Below are 15963 nucleotides of genomic sequence, written 5' to 3'. Positions count from 1 at the left end.
CCACAAGGACCGCGCAGAGCCGGTTGAACTCTTTGGTGCGTCCTCTTATATCCTCGCCTCTGACGAATCGGACACAGCAGACGAGCCCGAATCGCTTCAGCCCATGATTGTGGCTGAGATGGAGACGAAAATTCCGTCTCTGAGCGTTGGGGAGGCCGTGATGCAAATGGAACTTGCTGGCGCTCCGGTGCTGGTGTTCAGGAATGAGAACAAGGATGGATTGAACGTTGTTTACCGTCGCGATGACGGGAACATCGGCTGGATCGATCCGTAACAGGCAAGAAAACGGGGCCGCACCCGCTTATGCGGGTGCCGTGCCATGGAGCGTGATCATGGAGCTTTCGAGCATTTTGAAGCCCGAGGCAGTGCGTGTACTTTCTGCTGTTTCCAGCAAGAAGCGGCTGTTTCAAGAGATCGGCGACGTTGCGGCCGCGACCATGGGTCTGGACGCCCAGATGGTGGTTGATTCTCTGCTTGAGCGTGAAAGCCTTGGTCCGACTGGCGTTGGACATGGCGTTGCCCTGCCCCACGCGCGCTTGTCCGAACTGGAAGCGGTTGCAGGCGCTTTTGTCATGCTGGAAAAACCCATCGATTTCGGTTCGGTTGATCGCCAGCCCGTGGATATAGCCTTTGCGCTGTTTGCTCCGGAAGAGGCTGGCGTGGATCATCTGAAAGCGTTGGCTTTGGTGTCGCGTACGCTGCGCGATACCTCGGTCTGTAACAAACTTCGGGCGAACCCTGATCCAGTCAAGCTTTATGCGATCTTGACCGAAGCCCAGTCCATGCAAGCTGCATAAAAATAGAAAAGTCCCCGAAAACAGGGGACTTTTTGTTTTCAGTCTGATCTGGATCAGCCGCCGGTACCCATTTCCAGCGTCCACCATATTTTTCCACCGCTTTCCTGGTGCCAGGCGAATCCCATCTGGGTTGCCTTTGGGTCCATAATGACAGCACGCGGTCCGGGTTCTTGCATCCAGGCGGCCAGTGTCTCTGTCTCTGTCTCGTAGGTTTCTGAAATGGCCTCACCCAGGAATGTGCCGAAATACCCGACCCGTGCGGCGCGATCGATCGGGGATGAACCATCTGAGCCAAAGTGCCAGGGGCGGTTCTGGCGCGCCATATCCTTGGAATGCGTTGCTGCTGCCGCGTTCAGTTGTGAATTCAGTTGCACCGCCTGCAAGCCTTGGGCCTGACGCAGGGCGTTGACCGAGTCCAGCATCCGGAATTGCAGCTTTTCCGGGTTGCCGCGGATTTTGTAAACCGTGGGCAATGGGCGGCCATCCGCACCAAGACTGGTGGACTGGGTGCTTGTACATGCCGCCAACGCGACAAGGCACATCAACAGTAAAGAAACGATACGCGTCATGATCGACCTGATTATTGTGTTTCAACACGGCATAACGCGCCTGAGTGCGCGGAGCAAACGTACAATCGTCGCTGCTTGCGTGATTCTGCCGGTTTGGTTTGCGACTGAAGCATTCTCGCAATAGAATAGATCAGATTTCAGAGTTTACTAGAACACAGGACCCGATAGTCATGGTTAAAAAGCGTATTCTGTCGCCCACGCGCCGGGTGTTTCTAACCGGTGTAACCGCCTCGCTGGCGACACCGGCGTTGGCACAGTACATTCCGGGCGATCCGCTGCGCCCAGCGCCCGAGCCCGAACCACCCGTGCGCCGAAATGTGTCCGGATTCCGAGCCCTGGACTGGCAGCCGTATTTCTCGAACACCAGAAACGGCGCTATTTTGGTCGATACGGTGTCGCGCGCGCTGCATTATTGGTCAGATGATCAATCAACATACAAACTCTACCCCTCGTCGGTGCCTTTGACCGAAGAGATGACCCGCCGCGGACGCACCAGCGTCATCCGCAAAGTTGAAGGCCCCAGCTGGTCGCCAACACCGTCGATGAAGAAACGAAACCCCGAATGGCCGGACTATATCCCGCCGGGGCCAGATAACCCTTTGGGAACGCACGCTTTATATCTGGGTTGGAAGTATTACCGTATCCACGGCACCCACGATACGCGCAAAATTGGGCGTCGCTCGTCAAATGGCTGTATCGGGCTCTTCAACGACGATATTGCTGAACTCTTTTCTATGACGAAGGTCGGCACGCAAGTGTTGCTAATTTGACGACATTTTCCTGCACGAACCCGCTTAGCGCTCAAGTTGCAATTGCAATCCAGCGCCAATGCTGATTAGAAAAAAACACGAGGTAAGTCTTAGGTGCGCGGTTCCGGGCATTGGAACCGTGCAAATTCTGGAGGTTAATATGAAAAAACTCGTTCTCGCCGCAGCTCTGACCGCCGCAGCTTCGACCGCATACGCAGGCAACCTGGAAGAGCCGGTTGTTGAAGCACCGGTTGTTGTTGAAGAAACTCAGGGCACTTCGCAGGGCATCCTGCTGCCGTTGATCCTGCTGGTTGTTGTTGCTGCTGCTGTTGCTGCAAGCTAAGCCGACACGGAATTCATGAAAAAGGCGGTGGAGCAATCCACCGCCTTTTTTGTTTCAGAGAGTTAAAACCGGCCAATTGAAACGATTGCGCCGCGCTTGGCGTCGACCAGCGTTAGTCCAACCAGCCGCGCAGATTGTCCGCGACGACCTGTCCCAGCGCTGCGATATGCGCGTCGTCGTCGTTCAGACAGGGGATATAGGTGAAGGTTTCGCCGCCCGCTTCTTCAAAGCTTTCCTTGATCTCTTCGTTGATCTCTTCCAGCGTTTCGATGCAGTCGGCCGAGAAAGCAGGGGCGATGACGGCAATGTTTTTCTTGCCTTGCTTTGCCAGATCCGCCACGTGATCCACCGTGTAAGGCTTCAGCCATTCTTCCGGGCCGAATCGCGATTGAAACGTCGACACAAGCTGATCGTCTGACCAACCCAGCCGTTCTTTCAGCAGCCGGGATGTCTTTGCACACTGGCAATGATAGGGATCCCCTTGCTGAAGATAGCGATCCGGCATTCCGTGGTACGAACAGACCAGAATGTCCGGTTTTGTCTCCATCGCCGCATAGGCGCGCTCAACAGATTGCGCCAGCGCGTCAATGTAACTTGGTTGGTCGAAATAGGCGGGTACAGTGCGGGATGCAGGTTGCCAGGGCTCCTCCATCAACGCGCGGAAAAACTGGTCGTTGGCCGTGGCCGTCGTTGCGCCTGCATATTGCGGATAAAGCGGGAAGAACAGAATGCGATCGCATCCTGCCGCCACCATCTCGCGTACTTTGGATTTGGTTGAGGGATTGCCATACCGCATACAGAAGTCGACCATCACCTGATCACCGTAGCGGTCATGCATGGCCGCCCGCAGTTTTGCCGTTTGATCCTTAGTAATCGTCATCAGCGGGCTTTCGCCTTTGTCGTGATTCCAGATCGATTTATAGGCTTCCCCTGAGCTGAAGGGCCGCTTGCTCAGGATGATGGCCTGAAGAATCGGCTGCCATTTCCATTTCGGGTAATCGATGACACGCTGATCTGACAGAAACTCGTTCAGATAGCGCCGCATGGGCCAATAGGTGTAATCGTCCGGCGTGCCGAGATTGGCCAGCAATATGCCGACGCGACCCATCCTGATCTTGGGATGATCCGTAGGAGCGTGTGCGGGGCGGGTAGCATCGAACATATGGGACTTCCTGAATTTCTTATGGTCCGGCCTGAGATAAGGGGATTTATCTGTACGTCAATCAGGCAGTTTGCCCTCGGTTGTGCGCAAGGCGTCGGCCAGACGGGCTTGGGCAGATCCCGGGCGCAGCGGTTTGGGTTGACTATCATGCGGCGACCATCCGGTCAGGCAGATCAGTTCGAACGTGGCGGTCAAGCGGCTCGAGGCGGTCGAAAAGTGATCCGCATAGATACGCTGTGCGGTCTCGAACACGGCCCGTCTGGTCGGACGCTTCAGCCGTGCAGACAGGGTGTTGGTTTCGCCCATATGGCGCAGATCGTGCATCAGGTGCCAGATGTCGCGGTATTCCGCCGTCAGCGGCACCGCATCCGCGACAGGCAAAGCCATGCCGGCCCGTTGCAGCAATCCGCCCATGTCACGAAGTTCGGCCATCGGCGCGATGCGGGGGCTCAGGCCGCCCGTGATTTCGACCTCTGCCTGCCCCAAGGCGGCGCGCAGTTCGTGCAAAGTTTCTCCACCCAAGCAGATGACCAGCAAAAGCCCATCGGGTTGCAGTGCCCGATGACATTGGATTAGCTGTCCAACCGGGTCATTGGCGCAATGCAGAGCCATCGCGTGAATCACCAGATCATGCGCGCCGGGCTGCAAGTCTAATACGTCGTCGTCCTGAACGATGACAGCGCTGGGAAACACATCCGCCCATAGCTGCGGAAACGGGCTCACGATCGCAGGCGCTGTAAAGGCTTTGTTAACCATAGAAAGCCGATCCTGCACTTCGTCGATTGCGGTGCGGTGCAGAAACAGGGCGTCGTCCTGCGCACGGGCGCGGCGATGCAAAATGGTGTTGCGGTCAAACAAAGAGGGTGTGTTGGGCTCAGGCAGTTTCATGGCTCGCAAGTATCGCATCGCGCAGCGGATTCAAACCGCACTTGCACTGATTTACCCGCCGCGTTGCGTGGGATGTGGCGCGCTGACCGAGTCTGATTTTGGATTATGTGGGGCGTGCTGGCGCGACACGCCCTTTATCGGCGGCACAGTTTGCGAAAGCTGCGGTGTGCCTCTGATAGGCGCGCAGGATGGGTATCGGATCGAGTGCGACGATTGTCTGAACGCCCCACCGCCATGGAACGCGGGCCGCTCGGCGTTGTTGTATGATCGCAAGGCGCGGTCGCTGATCCTTGCTTTGAAACATGGCGACCGGCCTGAATTGGCTCGGCCCGCGGCACGATGGATGGCGCAGGCAGGGCGTGAACTGCTGCGACCGGATATGGTGATTGCCCCGGTGCCGTTGCATTGGTCTCGCCTGCTCAAACGGCGTTACAATCAATCGGCTTTGTTGGCGCAACATCTTGGGCAGGACGCAGGGCTGGATTATGTTCCTGACTTGTTGGTGCGAAACCGGCGGACGCCGGTACTGGACGGAAAAACCGCACGGGAACGGGCAGAGGTTCTAAAAGGTGCGATTCGCGTCCACCCGCGCAGGGAACGGCATTTGAAAGGCCGGGACGTGTTACTGGTTGACGATGTGATGACCTCTGGCGCGACGCTGGCTGCCTGTACCCGTGTGTGTCAGGCCGCAGGGGCAAATCATATTTTCGTGTTGGCACTGGCGCGCGTTGCCAAGGATGCCTAATTCGCCCAAGATTGCGCGAAACCCAAAGGGAACGGAAAATGAAGCCGGTAGAAATCTATACCTCACCGCTATGCGGTTTTTGTCATGCGGCTAAACGTCTTCTGAAACAAAAAGGCGTTGAGTTCAAAGAAGTCGATGTGCTGATGCATCCCAAGCGTAAACCCGAGATGATCCAACGGGCCGGTGGCAAGCGCACCGTGCCGCAAATCTTTATCGGCACACAGCATGTGGGTGGTTGTGACGATCTGTATGAACTGGAACGTCAGGGCAAGCTCGACCGGCTGCTGGCGGCCTGATGAAGACCGCGCTGCTGCAGATCACCTCGTCGGACGATCCGGCCGAAAATCTGGACATGGTGCGCGCCATGATGGCCCAGGCGGTCGGGCAAGGCGCGCGGTTCATTTTGACGCCTGAGGTTACGAACTGCGTTTCGACCAGCACCACGCGGCAGCGCGAGGTGCTGCAGCATGAAGAAGACGATATCACTCTGGCGGGCTTGCGCGAAGAGGCCGCCAAACTGGGTGTGTGGCTTTTGATCGGTTCGCTGGGGATCAAAACCCACGACGCAGATGGGCGCTTTGCCAATCGGTGCTTCATGATCGACCCGCAGGGTCAGGTCGTTGCACGGTATGACAAAATCCACATGTTCGACGTGCAGGTCACGGAAACCGAGACCTTCCGAGAGTCGGCCAATTACCGGCCCGGCGCCCGCGCGGTTGTGGCCGAGACCGATTTTGGCAAGGTGGGCCTGACCATCTGCTATGATATCCGCTTCCCCCATTTGCACGCTGCACTGGCGCAGGCGGGGGCACGCATCCTGACCGTTCCGGCGGCGTTTTCACCTGTAACCGGTGCCGCGCATTGGGAATCGTTGTTGCGCGCCCGCGCGATCGAGACAGGGTGTTGGGTGCTGGCTCCGGCTCAGACCGGGGAACACCCCAAGACGCGTGGCAAAACCCGCTATACGCACGGCCACAGCATGGTTGTCGCACCCTGGGGAGAGGTGCTGATCGACGCAGGTACCGATCCGGGCATTCACTTTTTTGATTTGGATGATAGTTCTGTGACAGAGGCGCGCCGCCGCGTGCCCTCATTGACGCATGTGCGGCCTTTCGACGGCCCCTGATCCAGAACCGAGCTATGACGGACGAAAAAAATGCCCTGGCGGTCACGCTGTTCAGCGAGATTCTGACTGCAGACCAATTGTTGCGCAACCGGCTGAGCCGGGTGCTGCCCAAGGGCATGGAAATCTCGCATTTCTCGGTGTTGAACCATCTGGTCTATGTCGGCGACGAGCGCACCCCGGCGCAACTGGCCAGCACCTTCCATGTCACACGCGGAGCCATGACCAACACTTTGGCCAAGCTGGAATGGGCCGGATACATACACATCCGCCCCGACTGGGACGACGCCCGCCGCAAGATGGTCGCGATCAGCCCCGCCGGTCGCCGCGCGCGCGATCAGGCGATTTCTTCGATTGCCCCCCTGATCAACCGCGTGGTCGGAGAGCTGGGTTTGGAGCGCGTGCGCAGCACGCTGCCCGTGCTGCGGGATTTGCGGTTGCAGTTGGAGGGGGAGTAGAATTACCCCGGCTTCACACTCGCCGTCACGTAATTCACGCTCAGATCCCTGTCCGAGATCGACCAGCTCCACAGGATCGGGTTGAAAACAAACCCCTTGCGATCCACCGGGTCCAGCCCGGCTTGGCGCAGCAGGTCGAACAGCTCGTCGGGGGTGATGAACTTGTTCCATTCATGCGTACCACGCGGCAGCCAGCGCATGACGACCTCGGCCCCGAAGATGGCCATCGCGTAGGATTTCGGATTGCGGTTGATGGTGGAACAAATCTGCAGCCCGCCGGGTTTCAGCAAGTGTTGCGTGGCGGTCAGGTAGCTTTGCGGGTCAGCGACATGCTCGACAACTTCCATGTTCAGCACAACGTCGAACTGCTCACCAGCGGCGGCCATGTCCTCGGCCGTGGTGTGGCGATAGTCGATCTCAAGCCCTGATTGCTCGGCATGGATACGTGCGACAGGCAGATTGCGTTCGGCGGCGTCGGCGCCCACGACCGTTGCGCCCAAGCGCGCCATCGGTTCGCTCAGCAACCCACCACCGCAGCCGATATCCAGCAGGCGCAGGCCCTCGAACGGCTTCGGCGCCGTCAGATCACGGTCAAACTCACCTGCGATCTGCTGTGTGATATAATCCAGACGGCACGGATTCAGCATGTGCAGGGGTTTGAATTTCCCGTGAGGATCCCACCATTCTGCCGCCATCGCCTCGAATTTTGCGATCTCGGATGGGTCCACCGTGTTCGGATGCGCTTGCATTCCTGTCTCCGTGTGCTCTTTTACGCTTAAGGACTATATAGGGCCATAATGGACAAGTACCCGGACCAAAAGCGCGCAGTTCAATATCTGTACCCGCCGATAGACCCGTTCGATCAGCGCATGGTCGATATGGGCGATGGGCACCGTATCTATGTGGAACAATGCGGCAATCCCGATGGGATACCGGTTGTTATCCTTCACGGAGGCCCGGGCGGCGGCTGCAGCCCTGCGATGCGGCGCTATTTTGATCCGCGCGCTTACAGAGTGATTCTGTTCGATCAGCGCGGTTGCGGGCGGTCCAGACCCACGGCATCGGTCGAAAACAACACGACGTGGCATCTTGTCGCTGATATCGAGCGGATGCGCGAACTGTTCGAAATCGATGAGTGGATCGTGTTTGGCGGCAGTTGGGGGGCGACGCTGGCGTTGATCTATGCGCAGACGCATCCAGACCGGGTCAGCCGTCTGGTGCTGCGCGGTGTGTTTCTGGCCACGCAGGCCGAGCTGGACTGGTTCTATGGCGGCGGGGCAGGGCGGTTCTGGCCCGAGCACTGGCAAAAATTCACGTCTCTGCTGCCCGAGGCCGAGTTGGACGATACAATCGCCGCTTATCACAAACGCCTGTTCTCGGGCGATCGCGCGACCGAAATCCTGTATGCACGCGCCTGGTCGCATTGGGAAAACGCGCTGGCTTCGATCCATACCAACGGATCGGTGGGTGAAAGCCCGGGCGAGTATGCCCGAACCTTTGCGCGGCTCGAGAATCATTACTTCATCAACAAAGCCTTTCTGGAAACGGATGGGCAGATTCTGGATCAGATGGACCGGATCGCCGATATTCCCGGACATATCGTTCAGGGGCGGTACGACATGATCTGCCCGCCTCAGGCGGCCTGGAACCTTGCTGAACACTGGCCCAATGCCGAGCTTAAGATGGTGCGGCAGGCGGGCCATGCGCTGTCTGAACCCGGCATCAGTGCCGAGCTTGTGCGCATCATGGATCGCGTGGCGGAGGGTGTCGCATGACCCGGATTGACCGCCGTGCTTTGTTTGCTTCGGGTGCTGCTGCCGCGCTGTTGGCGGCAACTGGCGCATCTTTGGCAGATACGCCGAAGAAGGGTGGCACGTTGCGACTGGCCGTTCCGCGTGACGACAGCCTTGAACAAGTTGCACGCGGGGCTGTTTTCGACACTCTGACTGAAATCGCGCCCGACGGCACGCTTCGGGGTGAGCTTGCAACCGGATGGCAGACCGATGCCGAAGCGCGCATCTGGACCTTCGATTTGCGCGATGATGCGGTGTTCCACGACGATGAAGCATTGGATATTGCGGACGTGCTGGCCGTTCTGGCCGAAGTTGGGCAAGCCGAAGCTCTGGCCCCCAATCGCCTGCACCTGGAGTTGGCTCAGGCCAATCCGGGATTGCCATTTATGTTGGCGGACAGCCGGTTTGTCATTACGCGAGCAGGTCAAACTGTGTCTCCGTTGCACGCCGCCAACGGCACTGGCTGTTACCGCGTCGAACGGGCCGAGGATGGACGGCATTTCCTGGGGCGTCGGGTGGCGGGGCATTACAAGGATGGTCAGGCCGGGTGGGTCGATGCGATAGAGGTCATCGTGATCCCGGATGCCAGCGTGCGGGCCGAAGCGCTGCGCGATGGTTATGTAGATGTGGCGGCTCTGCCAGATAAGGCGGAAATGCAGGGCGTGCGCGGTCTTCGGTTTCACCCGTCCGAGGCGGACCTGGCCCTTGCCGTAGCAGGTGCTGTCGGGATGCCACGCCAGATTGCCGGGTCGTCGGTGCTGGACGATGGCCGTATCGCAGAACGGTGGTGGATGGCGTAAATACGGCTGCGACTCCCGCCGGGGGTTGCAGACTCGGACCATCCTGCGTATATGCAGTTTCAACAGCGGCGCGTTGGACTTCTGGTTCAAGGCTCCACCGGAAAATTCGACGGGCCGCGCGCCCGTTTTTTTGTGCCCGATTCAAGGGTAGAGAACCAGATGACAAACGACCTGATAGCCAAAGCTGCCATTGACCGGCGACTGGCCGAGATCATCACCCCCGTGATCGAAGATCTGGGGTATGAGCTTGTGCGCATTCGCCTGATGAGCGGCAAGCAGACCACGCTGCAGATCATGGCCGACAAGCCTGATGGCGGCATCGAAGTGGATGACTGCGCCGAGATTTCCAACGCGGTCAGCGCCACGCTGGACGTCGAGGATCCGATCCTTGATGCCTATACGCTTGAGGTCTCTAGCCCCGGCATCGACCGCCCTCTCACGCGCCTCAAGGATTTTGAGACGTTTGAAGGCTATGAGGCCAAGATCGAGACCGCCGAGCTGATCGATGGCCGCCGCCGGTTCAAGGGCGAATTGGCCGGGATCGAAGGGGATGAGGTTCTGATCAACATCCCCGAGGGGGACGAGACGATCACCATCGGTTTGCAATTCGACTGGTTGAGCGATGCAAAGCTGGTCCTGACCGATGACCTGATCAAGGAAATGCTGCGCCAGCGCAAAGACGCCGGTGCCCTGAACGAAAACGCTTTCGACGAGATTGAGACCGAAGGGTCCGAAGAGGAGACGAACTGATGGCAATCACCTCAGCCAACCAGCTGGAGCTGCTGCAGACCGCCGAGGCCGTGGCCCGCGAAAAAATGATCGACCCCGGTCTGGTTGTCGAAGCGATGGAGGAATCGCTCGCCCGTGCCGCCAAGAGCCGCTACGGCGCGGAAATGGACATTCGCGTGTCCATCGACCGCAAGACCGGCAAGGCGACCTTCACTCGCGTGCGCACCGTGGTCGAGGATGAAGAGCTTGAGAACTATCAGGCTGAGATGACTGTCGAGCAGGCGCGCCAGTACATGGAAGCGCCCGAGGTTGGTGACGTCTTTGTTGAAGAAGTGCCGCCGGTTGAAATGGGCCGGATCGCGGCGCAGTCTGCCAAGCAGGTGATCTTGCAGAAGGTTCGCGAAGCCGAGCGTGATCGTCAGTACGAAGAATTCAAGGATCGTGCAGGCACCATCATCAACGGTGCGGTCAAGCGCGAAGAATTTGGCAACGTCATCGTCGATCTGGGCGGAGCAGAAGCCGTTCTGCGCCGCAATGACAAGATCGGTCGCGAAAGCTATCGCCCGAATGACCGTGTGCGTGCCTATATCAAGGAAGTGCGTCGTGAGGTTCGCGGGCACCAGATCTTCCTGTCGCGTACCGCGCCGGAATTCATGGCCGAGCTGTTCAAGATGGAAGTGCCTGAAATCTATGACGGCATCATCGAGGTTAAGGCCGTGGCCCGTGACCCCGGCTCGCGCGCCAAGATCGCCGTGATCTCGTATGACGGATCGATCGACCCGGTTGGTGCTTGTGTCGGTATGCGCGGCAGCCGCGTGCAGGCCGTTGTGAACGAATTGCAGGGTGAAAAGATCGACATTATCCCGTGGAACGAAGACCAGCCGACCTTCCTGGTGAACGCGTTGCAGCCCGCCGAGGTTTCCAAGGTGGTTCTGGACGAAGAAGCCGGCAAGATCGAAGTTGTGGTGCCTGAGGAGCAGCTGAGCCTTGCCATCGGCCGTCGCGGTCAGAACGTGCGTCTGGCCAGCCAGTTGACCGGTCTGGACATCGACATCATGACCGAGGCCGAAGAATCGGCACGTCGTCAGAAGGAATTCGAGGCCCGCACCAAGCTGTTCATGGACAGCCTCGACCTGGACGAATTCTTTGCTCAGTTGCTGGTTTCCGAAGGCTTCACCAACCTCGAAGAGGTTGCCTATGTTGAAATCGAAGAATTGCTTGTCATTGACGGTGTTGACGAGGGCACCGCACAGGAACTGCAGACCCGTGCCCGCGAATTCCTGGAAGCACAGGCGAAAGCGGCTCTGGACGCGGCCCGTGCACTGGGCGCCGAGGACAGCCTTATTGAATTTGAGGGCCTGACACCCCAGATGGTAGAAGCGCTGGCCAAGGATGATGTGAAGACCTTGGAAGACTTCGCGACCTGCGCCGACTGGGAACTGGCCGGTGGCTGGACCACTGTCGATGGCGAACGCATCAAGGATGATGGTGTACTTGAACCTTTCGGTGTGACGCTGGAAGAGGCGCAGGACATGGTCATGACCGCGCGTATCCTGCTGGGTTGGGTTGATCCTGCCGAGCTGGAGCAAGCGGAAGAAGACATCGACGGCGACGCAGCAGACGAGGAGGTCGAGGCCTGATCTCAGGCCTCGGGTGGCGCGTATGGGTCGCGGTGGCGTCCATAAGGATCGGTCTGACGGACCCGAACGCAAGTGCATCGCCACGGGCGAGGTTCAGCCCAAATTCGGGCTGATCCGCTTTGTGACGGGACCGGACGGTCAAGTTTATCCCGATGTTGCGGCAAAACTGCCGGGGCGCGGGGTCTATGTGGCGGCAGATCGTACCGCACTGGACAAGGCAGTTGGCAAGAAGCTGTTTGCGCGGGGGTTCAAGGCACAGGTTACTGTGCCGAAGGATCTGAGTGATGAAGTTGAAAAACAGATCGCGCGCCGCGTGGTTGAGTTGCTCAGCCTGGCGCGCAAGTCCGGCGACGCGGTTGCCGGGTATGAAAAGGTCAAGACGTGGCTGGACCGGGAAGAGGCGCATGTGCTGCTTCAGGCCATTGATGGATCGGGGCGCGGCAAGTCCAAACTCAGCACGCCGCACTTCGGAAAGTACATCGGTTGGCTGACCGCGGACGAATTAGGGCAGGCATTTGGACGCCAAACGGTGATTCATGCTGCCATGGCCTCTGGCGGACTCGCCAAACGTGTTGTAGAGGAAGCGCAGCGCCTGCGTGGCTTGCGCGAAACGGATGACGGCGGCAGGGGCCGCGCGGAAGGGTAAGAAGCTTTATGAGCGATAATGACGGCAAAAAGACATTGGGTCTTCGTGGCGGGGCACGCCCCGGAAATGTGAAACAGAGTTTCAGCCACGGACGCACCAAGAATGTCGTGGTGGAAACCAAACGCAAGCGCGTGGTGGTCCCCAAGCCGGGCGCGGCAAAGCCGGGTGGCGGTGCTGCACCTTCGGGTGATCCGTCGCGTCGTCCTGCCGGGATTTCCGACGCGGAAATGGCGCGGCGCATGAAAGCGCTGCAAGCAGCAAAGGCGCGCGAGGTTGAAGAGGCCGCCGCACGTGAGGCTGCTGAAAAGGCGCGCGAAGAAGAGCGTGCCCGCCGTCGTGCGGAACAGGAAGCCAAGGAACGCGAGCAGCGCGAAGCTGAAGAGCGCGCCCGCCAGAAGGCGGAAGAGGAAGAGCGCAAGCGCATAGAGGCGGAAGAAGCCGCCAAACGCGCCGCTGCAGCGCCCGCACCGGAAGAACCCAAAGCGGCACGCGCCCCGGCCAGCAAGCCTGCACCCGCTGCGACCCCGCGCAAGCAGGATCGTGAGCGCGAGCAGCGCGGTCGCGGCAAAGGTCGTGACGATAACCGCCGCTCGGGCAAGCTGACTCTGGGTCAGGCCACCGGTGGCGAAGGCAACCGTCAACGCTCGATGGCAGCAATGAAGCGCAAGCAAGAGCGTGCGCGTCAGAAAGCCATGGGCGGCACGGTCGAGCGGGAAAAGGTGATCCGCGACGTCCAACTGCCCGAGGCGATCATGGTTTCGGAACTGGCCAACCGTATGGCTGAACGTGTAGCTGACGTTGTCAAATCGCTGATGCAGATGGGCATGATGGTCACACAGAACCAGACCATCGACGCTGACACGGCTGAACTGATCATCGAAGAATTTGGCCACAAGGTCACCCGTGTTTCTGATTCGGATGTTGAAGACGTCATCAAAGAGGTCGAAGACACCGAAGAAGATCTGCAACCGCGCCCGCCGGTCATCACCATCATGGGTCACGTTGACCACGGTAAGACCTCGTTGCTGGATGCCATCCGCGACGCACGTGTTGTGGCTGGTGAGGCCGGTGGCATTACTCAGCATATCGGTGCCTATCAGGTGAAAACCGATGGCGGCACCACGCTGACCTTCCTGGATACACCGGGTCACGCGGCCTTTACGTCGATGCGTTCGCGCGGGGCTCAGGTCACGGATATCGTGGTTCTGGTGGTCGCGGCGGATGACGCGGTGATGCCGCAGACGATTGAAGCGATCAACCACGCCAAAGCGGCCGAAGTGCCGATGATCGTGGCGATTAATAAGATCGACAAGCCCGAGGCCAACCCGGACAAGGTTCGCACCGACCTGCTGCAACACGAAGTGATCGTCGAAAAGATGTCCGGTGAAGTGCAGGACGTCGAGGTTTCGGCTGTCACTGGTCAGGGTCTGGACGAATTGCTGGAAGCCATCGCGCTGCAGGCCGAGATTCTGGAACTGAAAGCCAACCCCGACCGCGCCGCCCAGGGTGCCGTGATCGAGGCGCAGCTGGATGTGGGCCGTGGCCCAGTGGCCACCGTTCTGGTTCAGAACGGCACTCTGCGTCAGGGTGATATCTTCGTTGTGGGTGAGCAATACGGTAAGGTCCGTGCGCTGATCAATGACAAGGGCGACCGTGTCAAAGAAGCCGGCCCCTCGGTTCCGGTTGAGGTTCTGGGCCTGAACGGCACGCCCGAGGCCGGTGACGTACTGAACGTGACCGAGACCGAAGCGCAGGCCCGCGAAATCGCCGCCTATCGTGAGCAAGCCGCCAAGGACAAACGCGCCGCCGCTGGTGCCGCGACCACCCTTGAGCAGCTGATGCAGAAGGCGAAAGAAGACGAGAACGTGGCCGAGCTGCCGATCCTCGTAAAAGCCGACGTGCAAGGGTCTGCCGAGGCCATCGTTCAGGCGATGGAAAAAATCGGCAACGACGAAGTGCGCGTGCGCGTGCTGCATTCGGGCGTGGGCGCGATCACCGAAACCGACGTTGGCCTGGCCGAAGCGTCGGGCGCGCCGGTCATGGGCTTCAACGTCCGTGCCAACGCATCGGCGCGGAACACCGCGAACCAGAAAGGCGTCGAGATCCGCTATTACTCGGTGATCTATGACCTTGTGGACGACGTGAAAGCGGCTGCATCCGGCCTGCTGAGCGCCGAGATTCGCGAGAAGTTCATCGGCTATGCCGAGATCCGCGAAGTCTTCAAGGTCACTGGCGTTGGCAAGGTTGCCGGCTGTCTGGTCACCGAAGGCGTTGCCCGCCGTTCCGCAGGCGTCCGCCTGCTGCGCGACAACGTGGTGATCCACGAGGGCACGCTGAAGACACTCAAGCGCTTCAAGGACGAAGTGGCCGAGGTTCAATCGGGTCAGGAATGCGGTATGGCGTTCGAGAACTACGACGATATCCGCGCAGGCGACGTGATTGAAATCTTCGAGCGCGAAGAGGTCACCCGGACGCTGGATTGATCTGGTTGAGAACTAAGTTACCAAAAGCGGCCCCCTTGGGCCGCTTTTTTTTCGCTATTTGTGAACTTTAAAGCCTGCTGATTGGGCAAGGCAGACATTGGCGTTAGGAACAGTAACGGCAAACCTTCTCTTGTTGGTTCGTCTCAATAAGGCTGGATTGACACACTCAATGACTTGCGTGCGTTGCATGCAGTATTTTGGGTCCGAAATTCAGGGACTGAGAATCCTTCTTTTAAAATGGCTATTGGTCCCGTGTTTGCGCATTGTAATGGGCCGTTTTGGGGCAAGCTGAATCGCCATCGTCTAGGCCTTAGTCAACTTGATTGATGCAGATTCGGTAGTCGAGCGGGTCGAGTTTTCCTATAATTCTATCAAGATGTGTAAATCTGTTATGCGCTAGGGAGTTACATGGTACTTATTCTGCTGCTGTATTTCGGGGTTCTTTGGCTGATCTTTTTCAAATTGAAACTGCTGCCATGGAACCGAACCAGCAAAACTATCTCTGCTCTAGTTGGTTTGGGTATTTGTCTTTACGTTGTGGCGCAATTGAATACGACCACGCCGTCGGGTCGTGTTGCCGTCATGGGTGTGGTAGTGGAAATTGCACCGTCTGTGCGCGGTGTCGTTACTGAAGTTCCAGTAACGCCTAATCAATCCGTCGCGGCCGGAGACGTGCTCTTCCGAATAGACCCGGCACCTTATCAGGCTGCTGTTGACGAGGCTGAAGCCTCGGTGGAAATCGCAACCTTGACATTGGATCGACAACAATCCGCGTTTGACAAGAACCCGGGATTGTCGGTTTCGCAACAGGATCTTGATGAAGGCCGCGCAGCGTTGGATGCCGCGAAGGCACAATTGCGCTCTGCGCTGATTGACTTGGAAGACACTACAGTATTTGCACCGCAGGCCGGTATTGTTACAGCCGTAAATCTGTCGCCGGGCAATCAGGTTCGATCCACAGCCTCGGTTATGCCCTTTATCGCAACAGACTCTTTACGCATGGTTGGCGTGTTCAAACAAAACGGATCAGGTGTGTTG

At 58.6% G+C, this 15963-nt stretch carries 19 protein-coding genes; 15 read left to right on the top strand and 4 right to left on the bottom strand.

Annotated elements, in window-relative coordinates:
• Both AC2FNU_RS19535 and AC2FNU_RS19530 read left to right on the top strand, forming a co-directional pair.
• A partial coding sequence (locus tag AC2FNU_RS19535; RefSeq protein ID WP_496791707.1) for a sigma 54 modulation/S30EA ribosomal C-terminal domain-containing protein occupies window positions 1-274 on the top strand: 274 nt, incomplete at its 5' end.
• A gap of 58 nt (window positions 275-332) precedes the next feature.
• Window positions 333-797, top strand: coding sequence for a PTS sugar transporter subunit IIA (locus AC2FNU_RS19530; RefSeq protein WP_496791708.1), 465 nt, complete (start codon window positions 333-335; stop codon window positions 795-797).
• 53 nt (window positions 798-850) lie between these two features.
• On the opposite strand, the gene dalA is transcribed toward AC2FNU_RS19530, so the two are convergent.
• The gene (gene dalA, locus AC2FNU_RS19525; RefSeq protein ID WP_496791706.1) at window positions 851-1366 is read right to left on the bottom strand and encodes a divisome-associated lipoprotein DalA; all 516 of its coding nucleotides are present in this window, start codon (window positions 1364-1366) and stop codon (window positions 851-853) included.
• 170 nt (window positions 1367-1536) lie between these two features.
• Here dalA and AC2FNU_RS19520 point away from each other — a divergent pair, with 170 nt between their 5' ends.
• A complete protein-coding gene (locus tag AC2FNU_RS19520; protein ID WP_171096537.1) occupies window positions 1537-2136 on the top strand; it encodes a L,D-transpeptidase in 600 nt (199 codons plus the stop codon).
• Window positions 2137-2275: 139 nt separating this feature from the next.
• A complete protein-coding gene (locus AC2FNU_RS19515) occupies window positions 2276-2458 on the top strand; it encodes a hypothetical protein (protein WP_170433947.1) in 183 nt (60 codons plus the stop codon).
• A gap of 112 nt (window positions 2459-2570) precedes the next feature.
• On the opposite strand, the gene hemH is transcribed toward AC2FNU_RS19515, so the two are convergent.
• Both hemH and AC2FNU_RS19505 read right to left on the bottom strand, forming a co-directional pair.
• On the bottom strand, window positions 2571-3620 hold the full coding sequence (hemH, locus tag AC2FNU_RS19510; protein ID WP_496791705.1) for a ferrochelatase: 1050 nt from the start codon (window positions 3618-3620) through the stop codon (window positions 2571-2573).
• Between the two features lie 57 nt (window positions 3621-3677).
• On the bottom strand, window positions 3678-4508 hold the full coding sequence (locus AC2FNU_RS19505) for a class I SAM-dependent methyltransferase (RefSeq protein WP_496791704.1): 831 nt from the start codon (window positions 4506-4508) through the stop codon (window positions 3678-3680).
• Here AC2FNU_RS19505 and AC2FNU_RS19500 point away from each other — a divergent pair.
• Genes AC2FNU_RS19500 through AC2FNU_RS19485 form a run of 4 tightly spaced genes read left to right on the top strand, consistent with a single transcriptional unit; the run spans window position 4507 to window position 6834 of the window.
• On the top strand, window positions 4507-5253 hold the full coding sequence (locus AC2FNU_RS19500; protein WP_496791703.1) for a ComF family protein: 747 nt from the start codon (window positions 4507-4509) through the stop codon (window positions 5251-5253). The two genes, AC2FNU_RS19505 and AC2FNU_RS19500, sit on opposite strands and share 2 nt — an antisense overlap.
• 38 nt (window positions 5254-5291) lie before the next feature.
• The gene (gene grxC / locus AC2FNU_RS19495; RefSeq protein ID WP_050605571.1) at window positions 5292-5549 is read left to right on the top strand and encodes a glutaredoxin 3; all 258 of its coding nucleotides are present in this window, start codon (window positions 5292-5294) and stop codon (window positions 5547-5549) included.
• Entirely contained in the window at window positions 5549-6379 is an 831-nt protein-coding gene (locus AC2FNU_RS19490) for a carbon-nitrogen hydrolase family protein (RefSeq protein ID WP_496791702.1), read from the top strand. The genes grxC and AC2FNU_RS19490 overlap by 1 nt, the downstream gene beginning before the upstream one ends.
• Window positions 6380-6393: 14 nt before the next feature.
• Window positions 6394-6834, top strand: coding sequence for a MarR family winged helix-turn-helix transcriptional regulator (locus AC2FNU_RS19485; RefSeq protein ID WP_480732813.1), 441 nt, complete (start codon window positions 6394-6396; stop codon window positions 6832-6834).
• Window positions 6835-6836: 2 nt separating this feature from the next.
• Here the strand turns inward: AC2FNU_RS19485 and ubiG are convergent, their stop codons facing one another.
• Window positions 6837-7583, bottom strand: coding sequence for a bifunctional 2-polyprenyl-6-hydroxyphenol methylase/3-demethylubiquinol 3-O-methyltransferase UbiG (ubiG, locus tag AC2FNU_RS19480; RefSeq protein ID WP_496791701.1), 747 nt, complete (start codon window positions 7581-7583; stop codon window positions 6837-6839).
• A gap of 48 nt (window positions 7584-7631) precedes the next feature.
• Between ubiG and pip the strand changes: the two genes are divergently transcribed.
• The 7 genes from pip to AC2FNU_RS19445 form a co-directional block, all read left to right on the top strand.
• The gene (pip, locus tag AC2FNU_RS19475) at window positions 7632-8609 is read left to right on the top strand and encodes a prolyl aminopeptidase (protein WP_496791700.1); all 978 of its coding nucleotides are present in this window, start codon (window positions 7632-7634) and stop codon (window positions 8607-8609) included.
• Complete coding sequence (locus AC2FNU_RS19470) at window positions 8606-9427, top strand: ABC transporter substrate-binding protein (protein ID WP_496791699.1); 822 nt, start codon at window positions 8606-8608, stop codon at window positions 9425-9427. The genes pip and AC2FNU_RS19470 overlap by 4 nt, the downstream gene beginning before the upstream one ends.
• A 159-nt stretch (window positions 9428-9586) precedes the next feature.
• A complete protein-coding gene (gene rimP, locus AC2FNU_RS19465; protein WP_152459779.1) occupies window positions 9587-10177 on the top strand; it encodes a ribosome maturation factor RimP in 591 nt (196 codons plus the stop codon).
• A complete protein-coding gene (nusA, locus tag AC2FNU_RS19460; RefSeq protein ID WP_496791698.1) occupies window positions 10177-11796 on the top strand; it encodes a transcription termination factor NusA in 1620 nt (539 codons plus the stop codon). Before rimP ends, nusA begins: the two co-directional genes overlap by 1 nt.
• 22 nt (window positions 11797-11818) lie before the next feature.
• Window positions 11819-12442: an RNA-binding protein gene (locus AC2FNU_RS19455; RefSeq protein ID WP_496791697.1), complete on the top strand. Its 624-nt coding sequence runs from the start codon at window positions 11819-11821 to the stop codon at window positions 12440-12442.
• Window positions 12443-12450: 8 nt separating this feature from the next.
• Complete coding sequence (infB, locus tag AC2FNU_RS19450) at window positions 12451-14925, top strand: translation initiation factor IF-2 (protein ID WP_496791696.1); 2475 nt, start codon at window positions 12451-12453, stop codon at window positions 14923-14925.
• 408 nt (window positions 14926-15333) lie between these two features.
• Window positions 15334-15963: efflux RND transporter periplasmic adaptor subunit (locus tag AC2FNU_RS19445; protein WP_496791695.1), on the top strand; the 630-nt coding region annotated here is incomplete at its 3' end.

The organism is Ruegeria sp. BHSB064, from assembly GCF_059613205.1.
The sequence above is the reverse complement of the archived record's forward strand: the minus strand, read 5'-3'. Positions and strand labels throughout refer to the sequence as shown.

Bases quoted from the DNA above. Each gene is read 5' to 3' on its own strand.
- AC2FNU_RS19530 (WP_496791708.1), top strand. From the start codon at position 333: ATGGAGCTTTCGAGCATTTTGAAGCCCGAGGCAGTGCGTGTACTTTCT.
- dalA (WP_496791706.1), bottom strand. From the start codon at position 1,366: ATGACGCGTATCGTTTCTTTACTGTTGATGTGCCTTGTCGCGTTGGCG.
- AC2FNU_RS19520 (WP_171096537.1), top strand. From the start codon at position 1,537: ATGGTTAAAAAGCGTATTCTGTCGCCCACGCGCCGGGTGTTTCTAACC.
- AC2FNU_RS19515 (WP_170433947.1), top strand. From the start codon at position 2,276: ATGAAAAAACTCGTTCTCGCCGCAGCTCTGACCGCCGCAGCTTCGACC.
- hemH (WP_496791705.1), bottom strand. From the start codon at position 3,620: ATGTTCGATGCTACCCGCCCCGCACACGCTCCTACGGATCATCCCAAG.
- AC2FNU_RS19500 (WP_496791703.1), top strand. From the start codon at position 4,507: ATGGCTCGCAAGTATCGCATCGCGCAGCGGATTCAAACCGCACTTGCA.
- AC2FNU_RS19505 (WP_496791704.1), bottom strand. From the start codon at position 4,508: ATGAAACTGCCTGAGCCCAACACACCCTCTTTGTTTGACCGCAACACC.
- grxC (WP_050605571.1), top strand. From the start codon at position 5,292: ATGAAGCCGGTAGAAATCTATACCTCACCGCTATGCGGTTTTTGTCAT.
- AC2FNU_RS19490 (WP_496791702.1), top strand. From the start codon at position 5,549: ATGAAGACCGCGCTGCTGCAGATCACCTCGTCGGACGATCCGGCCGAA.
- AC2FNU_RS19485 (WP_480732813.1), top strand. From the start codon at position 6,394: ATGACGGACGAAAAAAATGCCCTGGCGGTCACGCTGTTCAGCGAGATT.
- ubiG (WP_496791701.1), bottom strand. From the start codon at position 7,583: ATGCAAGCGCATCCGAACACGGTGGACCCATCCGAGATCGCAAAATTC.
- pip (WP_496791700.1), top strand. From the start codon at position 7,632: ATGGACAAGTACCCGGACCAAAAGCGCGCAGTTCAATATCTGTACCCG.
- AC2FNU_RS19470 (WP_496791699.1), top strand. From the start codon at position 8,606: ATGACCCGGATTGACCGCCGTGCTTTGTTTGCTTCGGGTGCTGCTGCC.
- rimP (WP_152459779.1), top strand. From the start codon at position 9,587: ATGACAAACGACCTGATAGCCAAAGCTGCCATTGACCGGCGACTGGCC.
- nusA (WP_496791698.1), top strand. From the start codon at position 10,177: ATGGCAATCACCTCAGCCAACCAGCTGGAGCTGCTGCAGACCGCCGAG.
- AC2FNU_RS19455 (WP_496791697.1), top strand. From the start codon at position 11,819: ATGGGTCGCGGTGGCGTCCATAAGGATCGGTCTGACGGACCCGAACGC.
- infB (WP_496791696.1), top strand. From the start codon at position 12,451: ATGAGCGATAATGACGGCAAAAAGACATTGGGTCTTCGTGGCGGGGCA.